The sequence below is a fragment of the Streptomyces sp. YIM 121038 genome (genome assembly GCF_006088715.1).
Lineage (GTDB): Bacteria > Actinomycetota > Actinomycetes > Streptomycetales > Streptomycetaceae > Streptomyces.
Window position 1 is genome coordinate 1,722,303 of the sequence record NZ_CP030771.1, and the last position, 16,782, is coordinate 1,739,084.

The 16,782-nt window shown below is 73.1% G+C and carries 12 protein-coding genes; all 12 read right to left on the minus strand.

The genetic code is table 11. From position 1 onward, the window contains the following. Positions 1-25: 25 nt before the first annotated feature. The 12 genes from C9F11_RS06665 to C9F11_RS06720 all read right to left on the minus strand — a co-directional run bounded on the left by C9F11_RS06665 (position 26) and on the right by C9F11_RS06720 (position 16,771). A complete protein-coding gene (locus C9F11_RS06665) occupies positions 26-241 on the minus strand; it encodes an MbtH family NRPS accessory protein (protein WP_138958374.1) in 216 nt (71 codons plus the stop codon). 217 nt (positions 242-458) lie between these two features. Then, positions 459-2,948 carry an ABC transporter permease gene (locus tag C9F11_RS06670; protein ID WP_171075655.1) on the minus strand — a complete coding sequence of 830 codons (2,490 nt, stop codon included), beginning with the start codon at positions 2,946-2,948 and terminating at the stop codon, positions 459-461. Then, the gene (locus C9F11_RS06675; protein WP_138958375.1) at positions 2,949-3,716 is read right to left on the minus strand and encodes an ABC transporter ATP-binding protein; all 768 of its coding nucleotides are present in this window, start codon (positions 3,714-3,716) and stop codon (positions 2,949-2,951) included. Next, positions 3,709-5,076: an MFS transporter gene (locus tag C9F11_RS06680; RefSeq protein ID WP_138958376.1), complete on the minus strand. Its 1,368-nt coding sequence runs from the start codon at positions 5,074-5,076 to the stop codon at positions 3,709-3,711. The genes C9F11_RS06675 and C9F11_RS06680 overlap by 8 nt, the downstream gene beginning before the upstream one ends. After that, positions 5,073-6,059, minus strand: coding sequence for an ornithine carbamoyltransferase (locus tag C9F11_RS06685; RefSeq protein ID WP_138958377.1), 987 nt, complete (start codon positions 6,057-6,059; stop codon positions 5,073-5,075). Before C9F11_RS06685 ends, C9F11_RS06680 begins: the two co-directional genes overlap by 4 nt. Positions 6,060-6,077: 18 nt before the next feature. Then, entirely contained in the window at positions 6,078-11,000 is a 4,923-nt protein-coding gene (locus C9F11_RS06690; RefSeq protein ID WP_138958378.1) for a non-ribosomal peptide synthetase, read from the minus strand. Positions 11,001-11,034: 34 nt separating this feature from the next. Continuing rightward, positions 11,035-12,063, minus strand: coding sequence for a 2,3-diaminopropionate biosynthesis protein SbnB (gene sbnB / locus C9F11_RS06695; protein WP_138958379.1), 1,029 nt, complete (start codon positions 12,061-12,063; stop codon positions 11,035-11,037). Beyond that, the gene (sbnA, locus tag C9F11_RS06700) at positions 12,057-13,076 is read right to left on the minus strand and encodes a 2,3-diaminopropionate biosynthesis protein SbnA (RefSeq protein ID WP_138958380.1); all 1,020 of its coding nucleotides are present in this window, start codon (positions 13,074-13,076) and stop codon (positions 12,057-12,059) included. Before sbnA ends, sbnB begins: the two co-directional genes overlap by 7 nt. After that, positions 13,073-14,455, minus strand: a complete 1,383-nt coding sequence (locus C9F11_RS06705; RefSeq protein ID WP_138958381.1) for a condensation domain-containing protein — start codon at positions 14,453-14,455, stop codon at positions 13,073-13,075. The genes sbnA and C9F11_RS06705 overlap by 4 nt, the downstream gene beginning before the upstream one ends. Positions 14,456-14,458: 3 nt before the next feature. Then, the gene (locus C9F11_RS06710; RefSeq protein ID WP_138958382.1) at positions 14,459-14,704 is read right to left on the minus strand and encodes a phosphopantetheine-binding protein; all 246 of its coding nucleotides are present in this window, start codon (positions 14,702-14,704) and stop codon (positions 14,459-14,461) included. 68 nt (positions 14,705-14,772) lie between these two features. Then, positions 14,773-15,753 (minus strand): beta-ketoacyl-ACP synthase III, encoded by a 981-nt coding sequence (locus C9F11_RS06715; RefSeq protein WP_138958383.1) that lies wholly within the window; start codon positions 15,751-15,753, stop codon positions 14,773-14,775. Between the two features lie 43 nt (positions 15,754-15,796). Continuing rightward, positions 15,797-16,771 (minus strand): TauD/TfdA family dioxygenase, encoded by a 975-nt coding sequence (locus C9F11_RS06720; RefSeq protein ID WP_138958384.1) that lies wholly within the window; start codon positions 16,769-16,771, stop codon positions 15,797-15,799. Positions 16,772-16,782 lie beyond the last annotated feature (11 nt).

Genomic DNA, 16,782 nt, shown 5'->3' on the forward strand with positions numbered 1-16,782 from the left:
TGGCGCCCCGGCCGGGGCGCGGATGTCAGGTGCCCGCCTGCTCCATGCGGCGGCGCAGGCTCGCCGGGCGCATGTCGGTCCAGACGGTGTCGATCCGGTCCAGGCACTCCTGGCGGGTGCCCTCGGTGCCCTCGGCGTGCCAGCCGGCGGGCGGCTCGCGGTCGGCGGCCCAGATCGAGTACTGCTCCTCGTCGTTGCGGACGACGCGGTAGAGGCGGTCGTCGTTGAGGTCGTCGGCCATGTCGGCGTCCCTTCGAAAGCCGGGGCGTGCCCGGGGGAAAGCCGGGGCAAGCCCCGGGGATCGTTACGTCCTCAGCTTCCGGCGGGCACCTATATGCGGCCTCTACGCAGACAACACGGCGAGCGCGCCGCTCGGGCGCGCGCGGACAGCACGCGGCCCGGTCCCGCCGGGGCGATGGGGACCGGGCCGCGTGATCTTCGGGGCGGGCGCGAACCGCCTATTCGCGGGCGCCCACCAGCTGGACGATGCGCGAGCGCAGGGCGGCGCCGACGGGCAGCACGGTGCCGACGACGGCGAGGACCGCCGAGACGGCGGTGACCGTGCCGACGACGGCCCACGGCACCACGATGGGCGCCGCGCCGAACAGCTCGTGGAGGGCGCCCCACAGGCCGATGAGGTTGACCGCGGAGGCGATGACCGCGAGGGCCACGCCGATCGCGGTGACGAGCAGTGACTCGGCGACGAAGAACCGCACGACCTGTTTCGGCGTGGCCCCGGCGAGGCGGAGCACGGCGAGGTCGCGGCGCCGGTCGGCGGTGGCCATGAGCAGGGTGTTGAGGATGGCGATGAAGCAGAACAGGACGACGATCAGCGCGGTGGAGCGCTGCCGCACCTCGATGAGGTGGCGCGCGTACGCGCTCTCGGTGGCGACGAGTTCGTCGCGCGTCATGAACTTCGCGCCGTTGCCCCGCACGGCCTTCTCGATGGCCGCGGTGGCGGCGGCCCGGTCGGTGCCCGGCTTCAGGGAGATGTAGGCGCGCCGTGCCAGGCCGTCGCGCGAGTACGCGGCGGACGCGGCGAACCGCTCGGGCAGATAGGCGACGTCCGAGCCGCGCAGCGCCTTGTAGACGGCGGCGACCTTCAGCGTGGCCTGTTCGCCGTCGCCCAGGAAGATCTTCACGCGGGTGCCCACGTCCCAGCCCCACAGGTCGGCGACGGCCATGCTGGTGTCGTCCAGCTCGTCCAGTGACCCTTCGGTGACGTCGAGGTCCATGGTGTGCTTCAGCGCGGCCGTGTCGACGACCAGGCCGTCGTTCACGTCGAAGCGGTCCTCGTCGCGGGTGTACACGGTCGTCAGGAGCGGCGCGGTGATCCGTACGCCGTCGATCCGCTTGACCTTGTCGATGACGTCGGGGCTGATGCCCGGCGTGTCGTCGGGCGCGAGCGCGTACTCGGAGGTGACCGAGTTGCGCAGGCCGTGGTCGCGGGCGGCGCCGAGCGAGTCGGTGGCCGCGAGCAGCGACAGGGCGAGGCCGACGGTGAGCAGGATCGGCGCGGCGGTGGCGGCCGTGCGGCGGCGGGCGGTGAGCGCGCTCTCGCGCACGAGCATGGCCGTGGGCCCGGCGGAGTTGCGGAAGGGCCACATGAAGAACCGGGTGAGCGGTCCGACCGCGAGCGGGGCGAGGACGGCCGCCGCGAGGACGGGCACGAGCAGCTCGGTGACGTAGGTGTTGGGCGACAGGACGCTCTGCGGCTTGCCGAAGGCGATCCACCCGGCGAGGCCCACTCCGGCGGCGACGCCGGCCGCGCCGAGCAGCCGGCGCGCGGGCGTCATGCCGGTGTCGTCCACGGCGGCTTCGCGCAGCGCCTCGACGGGGCGGACCGTGCCCGCCCTGCGGGCGGCGGCGACGGCTCCGCACCACGCCACCGTGACGCCGACCAGGAACGCTCCGGCGAGCGGGGTGACGATCGTCCAGTGCAGGGACGGCTTCACCTCGAACCAGTCCGGGGCGATGTCCATGGCGATGAGCACGTCGGCGAGGAGCTGCGCGCCGTACAGGCCGAGCGCCGCGCCCGCCGCGGACGCCAGCGTGCCGACGAGCAGGGCCTCGCCGCGCACCATGCGCCGCACCTGCTTGGGGGTGGCGCCGACGGCCCGCAGCAGGGCGACTTCGCGGCGGCGCTGGACGACGGCGAAGGCGAACGTGGAGGCGACGACGAACACCGCGGTGGTGCCCGCGACGCTCGCCATGACCGGCACCAGGGTGACGGTGTTGTCGAGCGTCTCGCGGTCGCGGTCCTCACTGGCGTCGGCCTTGTGCCGGTCCTGCCCGGTGAGCACCTCGGCGTCGTCGCCGACGGCCGAACGGACCGCGGCGAGCGGGCCGAGCGGGACGAGGGCCTCGATCCGCGGCGAGATCCGGGCCGCCTCGGCGTCGCTGAAGAAGACGGCGTCCTCCCAGTCGACGGGCGAGACGGTGCCGGAGACGGTGTAGCGGGAGACTCCCGCGGCGGTCATCACGGTGACCTGCTCGCCGGTGCGGGCCTGGTCGGAGGGGACGACGACCTGGTCCTTGCCGGTGGGGGCGCGCCCGTCGGTGAGGCGGTAGCCGCCGAAGCGCGCGACCGGCCAGGGGTGGCCCACCTGGTCCTTGGGGCCGCCGTCGAGCTGGGCGTAGAAGGCGCGGTCGACGACGACCCCGCCGGTGTCGGCGACCTTCTGCCGCAGCGCGGGCTTGACGCCCTCGGACTCGGGCAGGGAGCGGACGCCGAGGTCGTGCTGGGAGGCGTTCCAGTCCCCGTCGTCGGGCTTGACGACGGCCGTGGCCTTCGCGAAGCGTTCGACGGGGCGGTCGGGCAGGTCGAGCACGGTCATCAGCAGGGCGCCCATGGCGGCCACTTGGGCGACGCCGAGGACGAGCGCCACGAGGGTGCCGAGGAACGACACCCAGCGTGACCGCAGGGTCTGGTAGGCGATGAAGAGCACTTACGACACCGCCAGGCTGGTCATCCGGGCCGCGACCGCCTCCGCCGTGGGCCGCTCCAGGCCGCCGGCGAGGTTGCCGTCGGCGAGGAAGACGACGCGGTCGGCGTACGCGGCGACGTTCGGGTCGTGCGTGACCATCACGATGGTGGTGGGCCGGTCGGCGAGCTCGGTGGCCGCGTAGCCGTCGCCGGTGGGCGGGCCCGCGAGCTTGCGCAGGGTGTCGAGGAGCTCCCGTCCCGTGTGCAGGTCGAGGGCGCCCGTGGGCTCGTCGGCGAAGAGCACGGCGGGTCGGCTGACCAGGGCCCGGGCGATGGCGACGCGCTGCTGCTGGCCGCCGGACAGCTGGCTGGGGCGGCTGCCCGCCTTGTCGCCGAGGCCCACGAGGGCCAGCGACCGGGCTATCGCCTCGCGCTTCGGCTTGCGCCCGGCGAGGCGCAGCGGAAGGGACACGTTCTGGGCGGCCGTGAGCGAGGGCAGCAGGTTGAAGGACTGGAAGATGAAGCCCGTCCGCTCCCGGCGCAGCTCGGTCAGCTGGGTCTCGTTCAGGGTGCTCAGATCGGTGCCGTCGACGCTCACCCGGCCCGACGTGGGCCGGTCCAGGCCCGCGGCGCACTGCAGCAGTGTGGACTTGCCGGAGCCGGAGGGGCCCATGATCGCCGTGAAGCTGCCCCGGGGGAAGGCCATCGTGACCTCGCGCAGCGCGGTCACGGGGTTGGCTCCCGAGCTGTATGTCTTGGTCAGCGACTCCAGCCGCACTGCCTCATCCATCGATTCTCCGTAAGGTCAGGGTCGTACGTGGGGAGACGACCACTGGCTCGCTCTCCCTCTCGGGGGGCGGCGCCATGTTGTTCTCGTCCTCCAGTGCCGCACCTCGGCGCGTGAACACGAGGGTCGCGACGGCGGCGAGGACCGCCATCACCACGGATGCGCCGATCAGGACCTGACGGGTGCCGTACGCGTCCAGGAGGAAGCCGGTGCCGAGCGCGCCCAGTGAACTCGCGCCGGAGACGAGCAGCATGACGACGCTGCCGACCCGCCCCTGCATGTTGTTCGGGGTGATGCGCACCTGGTGGGACATGCCTGCGACGGTAACAGCGGCTCCTATATGCGATGTTATGAAAAAGAGAGACCCAAGTGCCGCCGGATGGTGGAAAACCACCGTTCCGGGCAGGACGAGTGCCCAGGCCACATGGGACACGATCATGGTGTGGCGCATCGGCAGGCGCTTGCTGAGCGCGCCGCCGGTGATGGCGCCGAGGAGGCCTCCGACGCTGCCCGCGGCCATGATCAGGCCGACGGTGCCCGCGGGTCTGCCGGAGTCCCGCACCACCACCGCCACGCTGAGGATCAGGGCCTGGAAGATCAGGTTGCTGCCCGCCATGATGAGCAGCGCGGTGCGGAAATAGGCGCGTTTCCATACCCAGTCGAGCCCGGCGCGGATCTCCGCGGTCATGGGCCGCTTCTTCCCGCCCTTGCCGCCCTTCCCCTTGCCCCCCTTGGCCTTCGTGTCGTCCTTGGCCCGCAGCCGCACCAGGGTGATCAGGGACAGCAGGTACATCCCGACGCTGGACATGAACGGCATCCACGCGGAGATGCCGAACAGCATGCCGCTCGCCGGGTGTCCGACGAAGTTGACCGCGCGGGAGCGCGCCTCGTTCGTGGCCATGGCCGCCGACAGCTGCCGGGCGGGCACCACGCCGCGCACGGTGGCCCGCTCGGCCAGCTGGTAGAAGACGGTCAGCGCGCCCTGCACGAAGGCGACGGCGGCGATGTGCCACACGTAGAGGCGGTCGCCCGCCAGGGCGACGGCGACGGTCGCGACCGCCACCATCCGCCCCACCACGCACACGAGCATCACGCCGCGCCGGTTCCAGCGGTCCACCAGGACCCCGGCGGGCAGCTGGACGAGCAGCGCGGGCAGGAGCGCGGCGAAGCCGACGAGGCCCGCCGCGCTCTTGGACCCGGTGTGCCACAGGATCAGCAGCGTGAAGGCCATGCCGGAGCAGCGCTCCGCCATCACCGACAGGGCCGAGCCGGTCCACAGGAGCCGGAAGTCGCGGTAGGAGTTCAGGCCCGGGAGGGCGTGCCGGCGACGCGGTTTCGTGCCGCCGTCGGCTGCCTTCCTCATCGCGCCCCGGCCCGGCACCACTCCAGGACGGCCATCGCGCTGTGCAGCTTGTGGGTCGCCTGGGTGAAGGCGATGCTGGCGGGCCCGTCCAGGACGTCGGCCGTGACCTCCTCACCGCGGTGCGCGGGCAGGTCGTGCAGGAAGACCGCGTCGGGGCTCGACCGCCACAGGTCGCGGGTGACCTGGAAGGGGGCGAAGACCTCGCGCCAGTCGGCGGTCGGCTTCGTCGTCCCCGTGGTCTGCCAGCGCGTGGTGTAGATCGCGTCCACGCCCTCGGGCAGGTCCGCCATGTCGTGCCGCTCGCGCACGGTCGCGCCGTGCATGTCGGCCTGCGCGACCGCGGTGGCGATGACGTCCGCGGGCAGGCCGTAGCCGGGCGGCGTCCGCAGGTCGAGGGTGGTGTCGGGGAACCGGCTCAGGGCGAGCGCGAGGGCGGCCGCGCTGTTGTTGCCCTCGCCGACGTACAGCACGCGCAGTCCGTCGACGTGCCCGAAGTGGCGGTGCAGCGTGGTCAGGTCGGTCAGCGCCTGCGTGGGGTGCTCCTCGGCGCTCATCGCGTTCACGACGGACATCGGCCCGGCCGCGGCCCAGGTCCGCAGCTCCTCGGTGGCGTCCGACGTGCGGGCCACGAGCAGGTCGAGCATGCCCGCGAGGACGCGCCCGGTGTCCTCGCTGGTCTCCCCCGTGTTGAGCTGGAGGTCGCCCGGCCCGAAGGTCACCGTCCTGGCGCCGAGACGCAGGGCGCCGGTGGTGAAGGCGGTGCGGGTGCGCGTGGAGGTGCGCCGGAAGTAGATCCCGACGATCGCCCCGGCGAGGGTCTCCTCGCGGACGCCCGCCGCGAACTCCGCGCCGCGGGCGACCAGGGCGCGCAGGTCGTCGTCGCTGAGGTCGCACACGGAGATCAGATGGCGGGTGGCGCCGTCCGGTGTTCCCGTGGCCTCCGTCCGGGCCCCGTTGAGGTGTTGTCGAGCGTGCTGCTGCATGGTGGTTGTCCCCCTGTCTCAGACCTGGTCGGTGGGCGTGCCGGTGCGGGTTTCGCCGTCGCCGTCGGCGCTCGGCGCGAGGATCGCCTCGATCTCGGCGCGTACGCGGTCCTCGATCTCCTGGGCGAGCCCGGCGACGGTGGGCCGCTCGAAGGCGACCCGGACGGGCAGGTCGAGGTCGAACTCGTCCTGGAGCCGCGAGATCAGCCGGACCGCGAGGATCGAGTGGCCGCCGCGCTCGAAGAAGTTGTCGTCGGCGCCGATCTTGTCCACGAGGAGGATCTGGCTCCACACCTCGGCGATGCGCGCCTCGACCTCGGAGCGCGGGGCGACATAGGTGTCGGTGACCGTCGCGCCGGGGTCGGGCAGGGCCCTGCGGTCGGCCTTGCCGTTGGCCGTGAGCGGGATCGCGTCCAGCTCCACGAAGAGCGAAGGCACCATGTACGGCGGCAGTGCCTCGCCGAGGGCCTCGGCGAGCCCCTCACTGTCGCCGACGACGTACGCGATCAGCTGCTGCTCGTCGGAGACGACGACGACGGCATCGGACACCGAGGCCTGCGCGACCAGCGCGGCACGGATCTCGCCCAGCTCGACGCGGTAGCCCCGCACCTTGACCTGGTCGTCGATGCGGCCGACGAACTCGACCGCCCCGTCGGCCCGCCACCGGACCAGGTCACCGGTCCGGTACAGGCGCTCGCCCGAGCCCCCGTACGGGTCGGGCAGGAACCGCTCGGCGGTCAGCCCGGGGCGTCCCGCGTAACCGCGTGCGACACCCGTCCCACCGACGAACAGCTCCCCCACGACTCCGACCGGAACCGGACGCATCCCCCCATCAAGCACCCGCATCACCATGTTGGGAAGGGGCCGTCCGATGGGCACGACTCCGGTGAACTCCTCCTCCAGCGGGAACACGCAGGTCCCCACGGTCGCCTCGGTCGGACCGTACTCGTTGATGACCTGGCCGTCTCCGAGCAACTGCCGCCACCGCTCGACCAGTTGGCCCGGAAGGGCTTCACCGGCGACGACGACCTTGCGCGTCAGCTCCTGCACCCGCTCGTCCGACAACTGCTGATCGAGGACTTCGAGGTGGCCGGGGGTGAGCTTGATGAACGCGAACGGACCCGCCGCCACCAACGCATCACCCAGCTCCGTCAACTCACCACCGAACAGCCACACCCGCTGCCCCGCCACCAACGGCGCCCACACATTCGGCACCACCAGATCGAACGCCACCGACGAGAACACCGGCGCACCACCCGAACCAGCAGCCGCCAGCTCCCGCTCCGCCCACTCCACATGATTCGCCAAACCCCGGTGCGTAACCTCCACACCCTTGGGCCGACCCGTCGAACCCGACGTGAACACCGTGTACGCCACGGAATCCAGGTCGAGCACGACTTCAGGCGCCCGCGCCGGATACGCCGACAGATCCTCAGCCGTCAGCACCACCGGCACATCAACGAAACGATCCGCATACTCCGCCGACGTCACCGCGGCCGAAACGCCACCGTCCGCCACCATCGCCGCGATCCGCTCCGACGGCAGTACCGGATCCATCGGCACATAACCCGCACCCGCACGCCACACACCCAACAACGCCACCATCAGCTCAACCGAACGGTCAAGGAGCACCGCCACCGACGAACCCACACCGACCCCGTCCGCACGCAGACGATGAGCCAGACGATTCGCCGCCACATCCAACTCCGCGTACGACAGCCGCCGTTCACCACACTCAACAGCCACAGCATCCGGAACACGCACCACCTGCCGCGCCACCAACTCCGGCACTGACACCCCGGACACCACCGCGGCCGACTCCGCACCACCCCACGCACGCAGCAGGCGGCGTTCCTGGACGGAGGAGATGTCGAGGGCCGACAGGGGCAGCTCGGGGTGGGAGGCCACACCTTCCAGGAGGCGGACGTAGTGCTCGGCCATGCGGGCCGCGGTCGGCTGGTCGAAGAGGGCCGTCGCGTACTCGAAGGCGCCGACGAGGGAGCCGTCCGCCTGGCGCCACATGAACAGCGTCAGGTCCGTCTTGGCGACGCGCCAGGCGCCCTGGAAGGCGTCCATCAGGACGTCGTCGGTGGCGACGGCGGTGGCGCCCTCGTCCTGGAGGTCGAAGGCCACCTGGTACAGGGGGGTGCGGGAGAGGTCGCGCACCGGCTGGAGCTCGTCCACGAGGCGCTCGAACGGCAGCTCCTGGTGGGCGAACCCGGCGAGCGTCGTGGTGCGCACGCGGTCGAGCAGCTCGGTGAACGCCGGGTCGCCGCTCGTGTCGCAGCGCAGCACGAGGGAGTTGAGGAAGAAGCCGACCGTGTCCTGCGTCTCGGGGCGGGTGCGGCCCGTGACCGGGCTGCCGACGCCGATGTCGTCCTGGCCGGAGTAGCGGGCGAGGAGCCCGGCGAAGGCGGCGAGGAAGGTGACGTACGGGGTGGCGCCGTGGCGGCGGCCGACGCCGGTGAGGGTGTCGGCGAGCCCGGCGGGGATGGTGAAGCGGACCCCCGCGCCCTGGGCGTCGCGCCGGGCGGGCCGGGGCCGGTCCGTCGGCAGCTGGAGTTCCGTGAGGTCCGCCAACTGCTCCTTCCAGTACTCCAGTTCGCGGTCGAGGGCCGGGTCGTCGGCGCGCTCGAACTGCCAGGCGGCGTAGTCGGCGTACTGGACGGACGGCTCGGCGAGGTCCGGGGCGCGGCCCTCGGAGCGGGCGGCGCACAGCTCCCGCAGCTCGCGCTCCAGGAGGACCGTCGACCAGCCGTCGGTGGCGATGTGGTGGGTGGTGACGAGCAGCACGGGGCCGCCCTTCGGCACGTGGACGAGCAGCGCCCGCCACAGGGGCCCTTCGCCCAGGTCGAAGCCGCGGCCGAACTGCTCCCCGAACAGCCTCTCCAGCTCGTCCTCACCGGCGTGCTCGACCCGCAGTTCCACGGGGGCGGCGGGCACGACGGCCTGCCGGGGCTCCTCGCCGCGCAGCACGTAGCGGGTGCGCAGCGACTCGTGCCGGGACTCCAGCGCGTCCAGGGCCCCCTGCACGGCGGCCGTGGTCGTGCCCGCGGGCAGCCGCAGGAACATGGGCGCCACCCACTCGGGGCTGCCCGGGTGCATGCGGTCGAGGAACCACAGGCGGTGCTGGCCGAAGGACAGGGGCAGCGGCTCCGTGCGCGGGACGGGCGTCACCGGCGGCACGGCGGGCCGCGCCTCTTCGAGGAGGCGCGCCTGCGCCTCGACGGTGGAGGCACCGAACAGGCCGCGCAGCTGCACGTCGCCGCCCGACGCGGTGCGCAGCGCGTCGGCGAGGCGGGTCAGGACGAGCGAGGAGCCGCCGAGGGCGAAGAAGTCGTCGTGGGCGCCGACCCGTTCGATCTGGAGGAGCTCCTCCCAGACCTGGGCGACGAGCTTCTCGGCGGGCGTTCGCGGCGCGGTGTACGCGCCCTGGGCTCCCTGGTCGTCGACCGGGTCCGGCAGGGCCGCCCGGTCGACCTTGCCGCTCGTGGTGAGCGGGAAGGCGTCGAGGGTGACGAACAGCGAGGGGATCATCGCCTCGGGCAGCCGACCCCGCAGGGAGCGGCGCAGCTCGTCGCGCGGCACGCGGCGGCCGGTGGTGAGGTAGGCGACGAGCCGCTTCCCGCCCGGGGTCTCGCGGGCCGCGACGACGGCGCCGCGCACGTCCTGGTGGGCGGTCAGCGCGGCCTCGACCTCGGCGGGCTCGATGCGTACGCCGTTGACCTTGACCTGGTGGTCGGCGCGGCCGAGGAAGTCGAGGGCTCCGTCGGAGCGCCAGCGGGCGAGGTCGCCCGTGCGGTACATGCGGCTGCCGGCCGGGCCGTGCGGGTCGGGCACGAACCGTTCGGCGGTTCCCGCGGGGTTGCCCGCGTAGCCGCGGGCGACGCCCACGCCCGCCGCGTACAGCTCGCCGACGACACCGATCGGCACCGGTGCGAACTCCTCGTCGAGGACGTAGGCCCGCATCCCGTCGAGGGGGCGGCCGATCGGCACGGCGTCGGCGTGCCGCTCCGGGTCGAAGAGCTGGCCGCTGACGTCGATGGAGCACTCGGTGGGCCCGTACGTGTTCCACACCTGGGCGCCGGAGGGCTCGGCGAGGCGGCGGCACAGCGCGGCGTCCAGCGGCTCGCCCGCGGAGGCGACCAGGCGCAGCGTCGCGCAGTCGGCCCAGGCGGGCTCCTGGACGGCCATCCGCAGGACCGACGGCACGCCTTGCAGGACGGTGACGCGCCGCTCGGCGACGGTGCGGGCGAGCAGCGCCGGGTCGGACTCGGTGCCCGCGGGGGCCATCACGACGGTGCCGCCCGCGGCGAGCGGCGCGAACAGCTCCCAGGCCGCCGCGTCGAAGGTGATCACGGTCTTCTGGAGCACCCGGTCCTCCGCGCAGAGCCCCTGGTGGGAGAGCGACCAGGCCACGCGGTTGGCGATGCCGCCGTGCTGGATGACGACGCCCTTGGGGCGGCCGGTGGACCCCGAGGTGTAGGTGAGGTACGCGGCGTGGTCGCCGGAGGCCTCGACCGCCACGTCCTCCTGGGGGAGCCCGTCGAAGGCGCCCTCCTCGTCCAGGGCGGCGACGCGCCCGCCCAGGGCGGCTTCGAAGAGTCCGGCCGAGGCCCGCGTGGTCAGAGCGAGGGCCGCCCCGCTGTCCCGGGTCACCCAGGTGTTCCGCTCCGCCGGGTGCCCCGCGTCGAGGGGCACGTACGCCGCGCCGGCCCGCCACACGCCGAGCAGCGCCGCGAGCAGGTCGCGCCCGCGGGGCAGACACACGGCGACGCGCGCCTCGGGTGCGACGCCGCGCGCCACGAGCAGCCGCGCGACGTCGCCCGCCCGCCGGTCGAGCTGTTCGTAGGTGAGGGAGCCGAGGTCGTCCTCGACCGCGACGGCCCGCGGCGTCGACGCGGCCTGGGCGGCGATGAGCTGATGGAGCGGGACGGTCATGTCTGTTTCTCCGTAAGAGTGTCGAGCCGCGGTGTCAGAGGGCCGGCGCCGGCAGGAAGTCGCTGACGACGGTGCCGATGCCGCAGCGGCGCGCCTTGTCGTGGACGAAGCGGGCCAGGGCCAGGTCCAGGACGCCGAGGCCGAACGGCGAGAACACCAGGGGCCTGCCCGGGGCGGGGCTCAGGGTGGCCCGGCCGCGCAGCAGCTCGCCGACACTGGCCTCGATGAAGTCCCGCCCGCCGGTTTCCTGTTCGGCCAGGTGGATGGAGGTGCGCTCGCGGCAGACGTGGTCGACGTCGTCGACGACGTTGTGCGCGCCGAGGATCGCGGGCACGGTCAGGTCCCGCAGCGACACGTGCAGCACGGCGGCCGACGGCGGGCAGGCGGCGAGGCCGGTGTGCGGGGTCGCCGCGGTCGTGGCGAACGACACCAGGTCGTGGTCGGCGAGGGCGTCGTCGAGCCGGTCGCGCCGGCGGACCTTGACGTCGGGCAGCAGCCGCGCGTTGTCCCGGGCGAAGCACCGGGCCCGCTCGGGGTCGCTGTCGTACAGGGTGAGGTCCGTCAGTTCGGGCCGGTCGGCGGCGAGGAAGCGCAGGACCTCGCGGTTGATGACGCCGCAGCCGATGAGGGTGACGCCGGTGGGCCTGCGCTCGCCGAGGAGCAGCCGGGCGCCGAGCGCGGCGGAGGCCGCGGTGCGCCGGGCGGAGATCACCGAGGCTTCGATCAGGGCCTCGGGGTGGCCGTTCTGCAGGGAGTTGAGCAGGATCGCGGCGCTGGCGCGCTGGAGGCCCGAGGCGACGTTGTCGGGGAAGGAAGAGATCCACTTCATGCCCGCGACGGCTTCCTGGCCCTCGTCGCCGTCCGTCGGCGCGCTCGCGCCGAGGTAGCCGGGCAGCCCGATGATGCGGTCCTTCGGCCGGTCGGGGAAGCGCAGGAACACGGAGTGCGGAAGGCTGGTGCGGCCTTCGTCGTGCGCGGTGTACGCGGCGGCGACCAGGTCGATGAGCTCCCGCTCGCGCCCGGCGAGCAGCCCCTCCACCGCGCCGTGTCCGAGGATCAGCATGCTGCGACCGCCATGGTGTGTCCCTGTTCCTTCCACAGGTGCTCGATGTCGCCGAAGTGGCGTCGCACCCAGTCGTCGTCGTAGATCGTGTCGAGGTAGCGGTCGCCGCGGTCCGGGAAGACCAGCACGCAGGTGCTGCCCGGGGGGATGCGGTCCGCGAGCTTGCCGAGCGCCGCGGTGACGGCGCCGGACGAGCCGCCCGCGAGGATGGCCTCGCGCAGCGTCAGGGTCCGGCAGCCCACGACGCACTCCAGGTCGGAGACGAGGACCACCTCGTCGGCGGCGCTCGGGTCGAAGAGCTCGGGGCGCACGGCGGCGCCGTGGCCGGGCAGCAGGCGCGGCCCGGGCGGGCCGCCGAAGAGCACGCTGCCGAGCGCGTCGACGCCCACGACCGTCGTGGAGAGCCCGCGGTCGCGGATGTACTGGGCGCAGCCGCGCAGGGTGCCGCCGGTGCCGGTGGAGCAGAAGAGGTAGTCGACCCTGCCGTCGAGCGCCTCGTCGATCTCCCGCATGGTGCGCACGTGGGCGCGCGGGTTGAGCGGGTTGCGGTACTGGTTGGGCCAGTACGCGCCGGGGGTCGTCGCCACCAGCTCGCGCACCCGTGCGAGCCGGCTCGGCAGATAGGCGCCGGTCTCCGGGTCGGGCTCGGTGACCATGTCGACGGTGACCTCGTAGGCGTGCAGGATCGCCAGGTTCTGCCGGGTGGTGCGCGGGTCGACGACGCACGTGAAGTCGATGCCGTAGTAGCGGCAGATCTGCGCGATGCCGATCGCGAGGTTGCCGGAGCTGGACTCCACGACGGTGGACCGGCCGGGCAGCAGCTCCCCGGCCCGGATCTTGCCCAGGAGCATGGAGAGCGCCGAGCGGTCCTTGACGCTGCCGCCGGGGTTGGCCGACTCCAGCTTGGCGAAGACGCGGGAGCCGAAGCTCGGCAGGAGCCCGCCGAGCTCCACCAGCGGGGTGCCGCCGACGGCGTCGAGGATGCTGGCGTGGACCGCGGTGCGGGCGCTCACGCCTGCCCGCCGCTCAGCGCGAGCAGCAGGTCCCGCTCCGTGTCGTCGGTGAGCGGCACCCGGGCGACCCGGGTGTCGGGCGCCTCGACGGCGGCCGTGACGCACCGCTGGAACTGGTCGAACAGCCGCTGGGCGGTGGCCTCTTCGAACAGGTCGGTGTCGTAGCGCAGGGCCACGGTGAGGCCGTGCGCGTCGCGGGTGATCTCCAGGGCCAGGTCGCACTGGCCCTCCAGGTGCGGGATCTCGACGTAGGCGAGCTCGTGTCCGGCGAGGGTCACCTTCTCGCCCGCGACCAGGCCGTCCATGCCGTGTCCGAACCGGTCGGTGGCGACCATGGTGACGGAGATGCGGAACAGCGGCCCGGAGGCGCCCTGGGCGACCAGCGGGAACGGGTAGGAGACCCGCGCGGTGGCCTGCCGGACGCGGTCCGCCGCCGCGTCCACGGCGTCGCGCAGGGTGGTCTCGCGGTCGAACCGGGCGCGGATCAGGACCGGGTTGACGAAGTAGCCGATGATGTCGGCGGCCGCCGCGCGCCGGGTGGAGGCCGGGCAGGCGATGAGGAAGTCGCTCTGTCCCGTGCAGCGGTGCAGCATGGCCTGGAAGGCGCCCACCATCAGGGCGAACGGCGACACGTGGCGCTCGGCGGCGGCCTTGGACACCGCCTGCGCGAGCGCGTCGGGCAGCCTGCGCACCAGGCTGGCCCCGGTGTGCGAGGACACCGCGGGGCGCGGCCGGTCGGTGGGCAGCTCGGCGGGGGTGGAGCCCTCGCACTCGGCGCGCCAGAACTCTCCCTGCCCGGTGCCGCGCGGCGAGTCGAGGAGGGTGCGCTCCCGGCCCACGAACTCGTCGTAGTCGTGGGTGATGGGCTGCCAGTCGGGGGCGCGTCCGGCGATCTCCGCCTCGTAGGCGGCGAACAGGTCGCGCCACAGCAGCCACTGCGAGATGGCGTCGGTCGCGATGTGGTGCGTGACGACGACCAGCAGCGCGTCCGTGCGGCGCAGCAGCAGCGTGGCCCGCACCGCCCCCTCGTCCTGGAGCCTGAACGGCGCGCGCACCTCGGCGTTGACGCGGCGGCGCAGCTCCTCCTCGGTGGCGTCCGGCACCTCGACGACCGCGATCTGCGCGGCCTCCTCCGGGGCGTCGACGACGCGCCGGGGCCGGCCCGCGACCTCGGTGTAGCGCGAGCGCAGCATCGGGTGCCGGGCGAGCAGGGCCCGCCAGGCCCGGTCCAGGGCCGCCAGGTCGGGGGCGGGCGTGATCCGCCCGCCGCCCGCGAGGTTGTAGGTGGTGGACTCGGGGTGCAGCGTGTGCAGCAGCCACAGCCCCTCCTGCCCCACCGACAGGGGCAGCGTCCCGGCCAAGGGGTCGGTGCGGTCCATGCGTCAGACCCCTGCCTTGGCCTCGACGAGGAAGTCGACGACGTCGCGCACGCGCAGCAGGGTCGCCACGGTGTCGTCGGGCACCGAGAGCTGGTAGGTCTTCTCTACGGCGGCGAGCAGGTCGACGCGGGTGAGCGAGTCCATGCCGAGCTCTTCGAAGCTGGACTCGGCGGTGACCTCGCCGTCCAGGTCGAAGGCGGTGTCCTGAACGAGGCGGACGACGTCGGCGGTGAGTGCGTCTCTGGCCATGGTGACCTCTTTCTCCGTGCGGTTGGGGACGTGACTGGTTGCGATGGGTGGTGCGGTGCGGACGCCGGTTACGGCATGCGCACGATCTGGCCCGCGTAGGTGAGCCCGGCGCCGAAGCCGAGCAGCAGCACGATGTCGCCGGGGGTGCTGCGGCCGCTGTCGTAGAGGCTGCTGAGGGCCAGCGGTACGGACGCGGCCGAGGTGTTGCCGGTGACGACGACGTCGTTGACGACGCGCTCCGGCGGCAGCCCCAGCTCGTGGGTGAGGGTCCTGATGATGCGGTTGTTGGCCTGGTGGGGCACGAACCAGTCGACGTCGTCGATGGTGATGCCCGCGGCCGCGCAGGCGCGGTGGGCGACGTCCGGCATGGTGGCCGTCGACCACTTGTAGACCAGCGGCCCGTTCATCTGGACGTACTCGCGGCCGTCGGCCTTCTCCGTGATGCCGAGCACCTTGTGCCGGGCGCCGTCGCTGCCCCACACGGCGGGTCCGACGCCCACCTCGGTGGAGCGGGAGACGACGGCGGCACCGGCCCCGTCACCGAAGATGACGAAGGTGTCCGGGTCCTGGGGGTCGATCCAGTCGCTGGTGCGTTCGGCGCCGACGACCAGGACGGTCCGGGCCTCGCCGAGCCGTACCGCGTTGGACGCCATCGCCAGGGAGTAGGTGAAGCCCGCGCAGACCGCGTTCAGGTCGTACGCGCCGGAGTTGGGCAGGCCGATGCGGCTGGCCACCTCCGGGGCGATGCCGGGCATGCGGCGCTTGCGGGTCGCGGTCGCGACGATGGTGAGGTCCACCTCGGCGGGGTCGACGTCGGCGTGTACGAGCGCCTTCTCGCCGGCCGCCACGGACATGGCGACCAGGCCCTCGCCCTCGCCCGCGTGGTGGCGGGTCTTGATGCCCGTGCGCTGCTCGATCCACTCGGGGGAAACCGTCGTCAGCGGCGCCAGGTCCTCGTTGGTGAGCTGCCGGGCGGGCCGGTAGGCGGCGATGCCCGTGATGCGCGAGCCGTAGGTGCGCTCGTCTTGCAACAGGTCTGCCAGGGGCATGTCTTCCTCGACTTCTCTGAAATGTCCTCGGCGCTCGGGGCGCTCAGGTGTCCGAAGGCTCGGCCATGGCGACGGCGATGCGCCGGGGGCCGGTGAAGGGCTCACGCGCGTGCGCGGTGAGCATGTTGTCGACGATCAGCACGTCGTCGCGCTGCCAGTCGAAGCGGACCGTCGCGGCCCGGTAGGCGGCGCGCAGCTGGTCGGTGACGGCGTCGGGGATCGCGCCGCCGTCGCCGTAGTAGGTGTGGGTCGGCAGGTCCGGGTCGTCGAAGATGGCCCGCAGCCCCGCGCTCACGTCCTTGGCGAGGGTGGTGAGGTTGAAGAACGTGGCGTGGTTGAACCACACCTGCTCGCCGGTCACGGGGTGGCGGTGCACGGCGTGCCGCACCGCGGTGGTGCGCAGGCCGCCGCCGGGCCGCCACTCGGCGGTGATGTCGCGCTCCGCGCAGTACGCCGTGACGGCCGCCCTGTCGGTGGTGTTGAAGGCCTCCTGCCAGGGCACGCCGAAGCCGGGGTGGAAGTTGCGCACGACCTGCCAGCCGCGCCGCTGGAACTCCTCGCGGACCTCCGGGTCGAGGGAGCGCAGCACCTGCCGGGTGTCGGCCAGCGGGGTCGCGCCCTGCGTGGTGGGCGGCTCGACGCAGTAGAAGTACAGGGTGCGCGGCCACACCGCCTGGTAGGAGTTCTCGTTGTGCAGGAAGATCTCCTCGTCCGGCGGGTAGTCGGTCGAGGTGTACACCTGGCCCTTGATGGTGCTGCGGGGCGACGACCGCTCGGCGTAGGCCAGCGGCGGCGTGCCGGAGAAGGCGCGCACCGCCCCGTCGAACCCGTCGACGCCCGCGACGTCGAAGCCGCGCAGGAGCAGGGCACCGCGCTCGGTGAGCTGTGCGCGCAGCGCGGTCCGGCGGCTGTGGATGTAGTCCTGTACCCGGGTCCCCGGGACCTCGGGCCGGTGCAGCCCGGGCAGGGTGCCGGCGCCGGCCCAGCCCGCGGGCACCTCTTCGACCTGGTGGCTCATGGCTGTCTCGC

Coding starts and splice junctions, on each gene's coding strand:
- C9F11_RS06675 (WP_138958375.1), bottom strand. CDS start 3,716: ATGGATGAGGCAGTGCGGCTGGAGTCGCTGACCAAGACATACAGCTCG.
- C9F11_RS06680 (WP_138958376.1), bottom strand. CDS start 5,076: ATGAGGAAGGCAGCCGACGGCGGCACGAAACCGCGTCGCCGGCACGCC.
- C9F11_RS06690 (WP_138958378.1), bottom strand. CDS start 11,000: ATGACCGTCCCGCTCCATCAGCTCATCGCCGCCCAGGCCGCGTCGACG.
- C9F11_RS06710 (WP_138958382.1), bottom strand. CDS start 14,704: ATGGCCAGAGACGCACTCACCGCCGACGTCGTCCGCCTCGTTCAGGAC.
- C9F11_RS06665 (WP_138958374.1), bottom strand. CDS start 241: ATGGCCGACGACCTCAACGACGACCGCCTCTACCGCGTCGTCCGCAAC.
- C9F11_RS06720 (WP_138958384.1), bottom strand. CDS start 16,771: ATGAGCCACCAGGTCGAAGAGGTGCCCGCGGGCTGGGCCGGCGCCGGC.
- C9F11_RS06715 (WP_138958383.1), bottom strand. CDS start 15,753: ATGCCCCTGGCAGACCTGTTGCAAGACGAGCGCACCTACGGCTCGCGC.
- sbnB (WP_138958379.1), bottom strand. CDS start 12,063: ATGCTGATCCTCGGACACGGCGCGGTGGAGGGGCTGCTCGCCGGGCGC.
- C9F11_RS06705 (WP_138958381.1), bottom strand. CDS start 14,455: ATGGACCGCACCGACCCCTTGGCCGGGACGCTGCCCCTGTCGGTGGGG.
- C9F11_RS06685 (WP_138958377.1), bottom strand. CDS start 6,059: ATGCAGCAGCACGCTCGACAACACCTCAACGGGGCCCGGACGGAGGCC.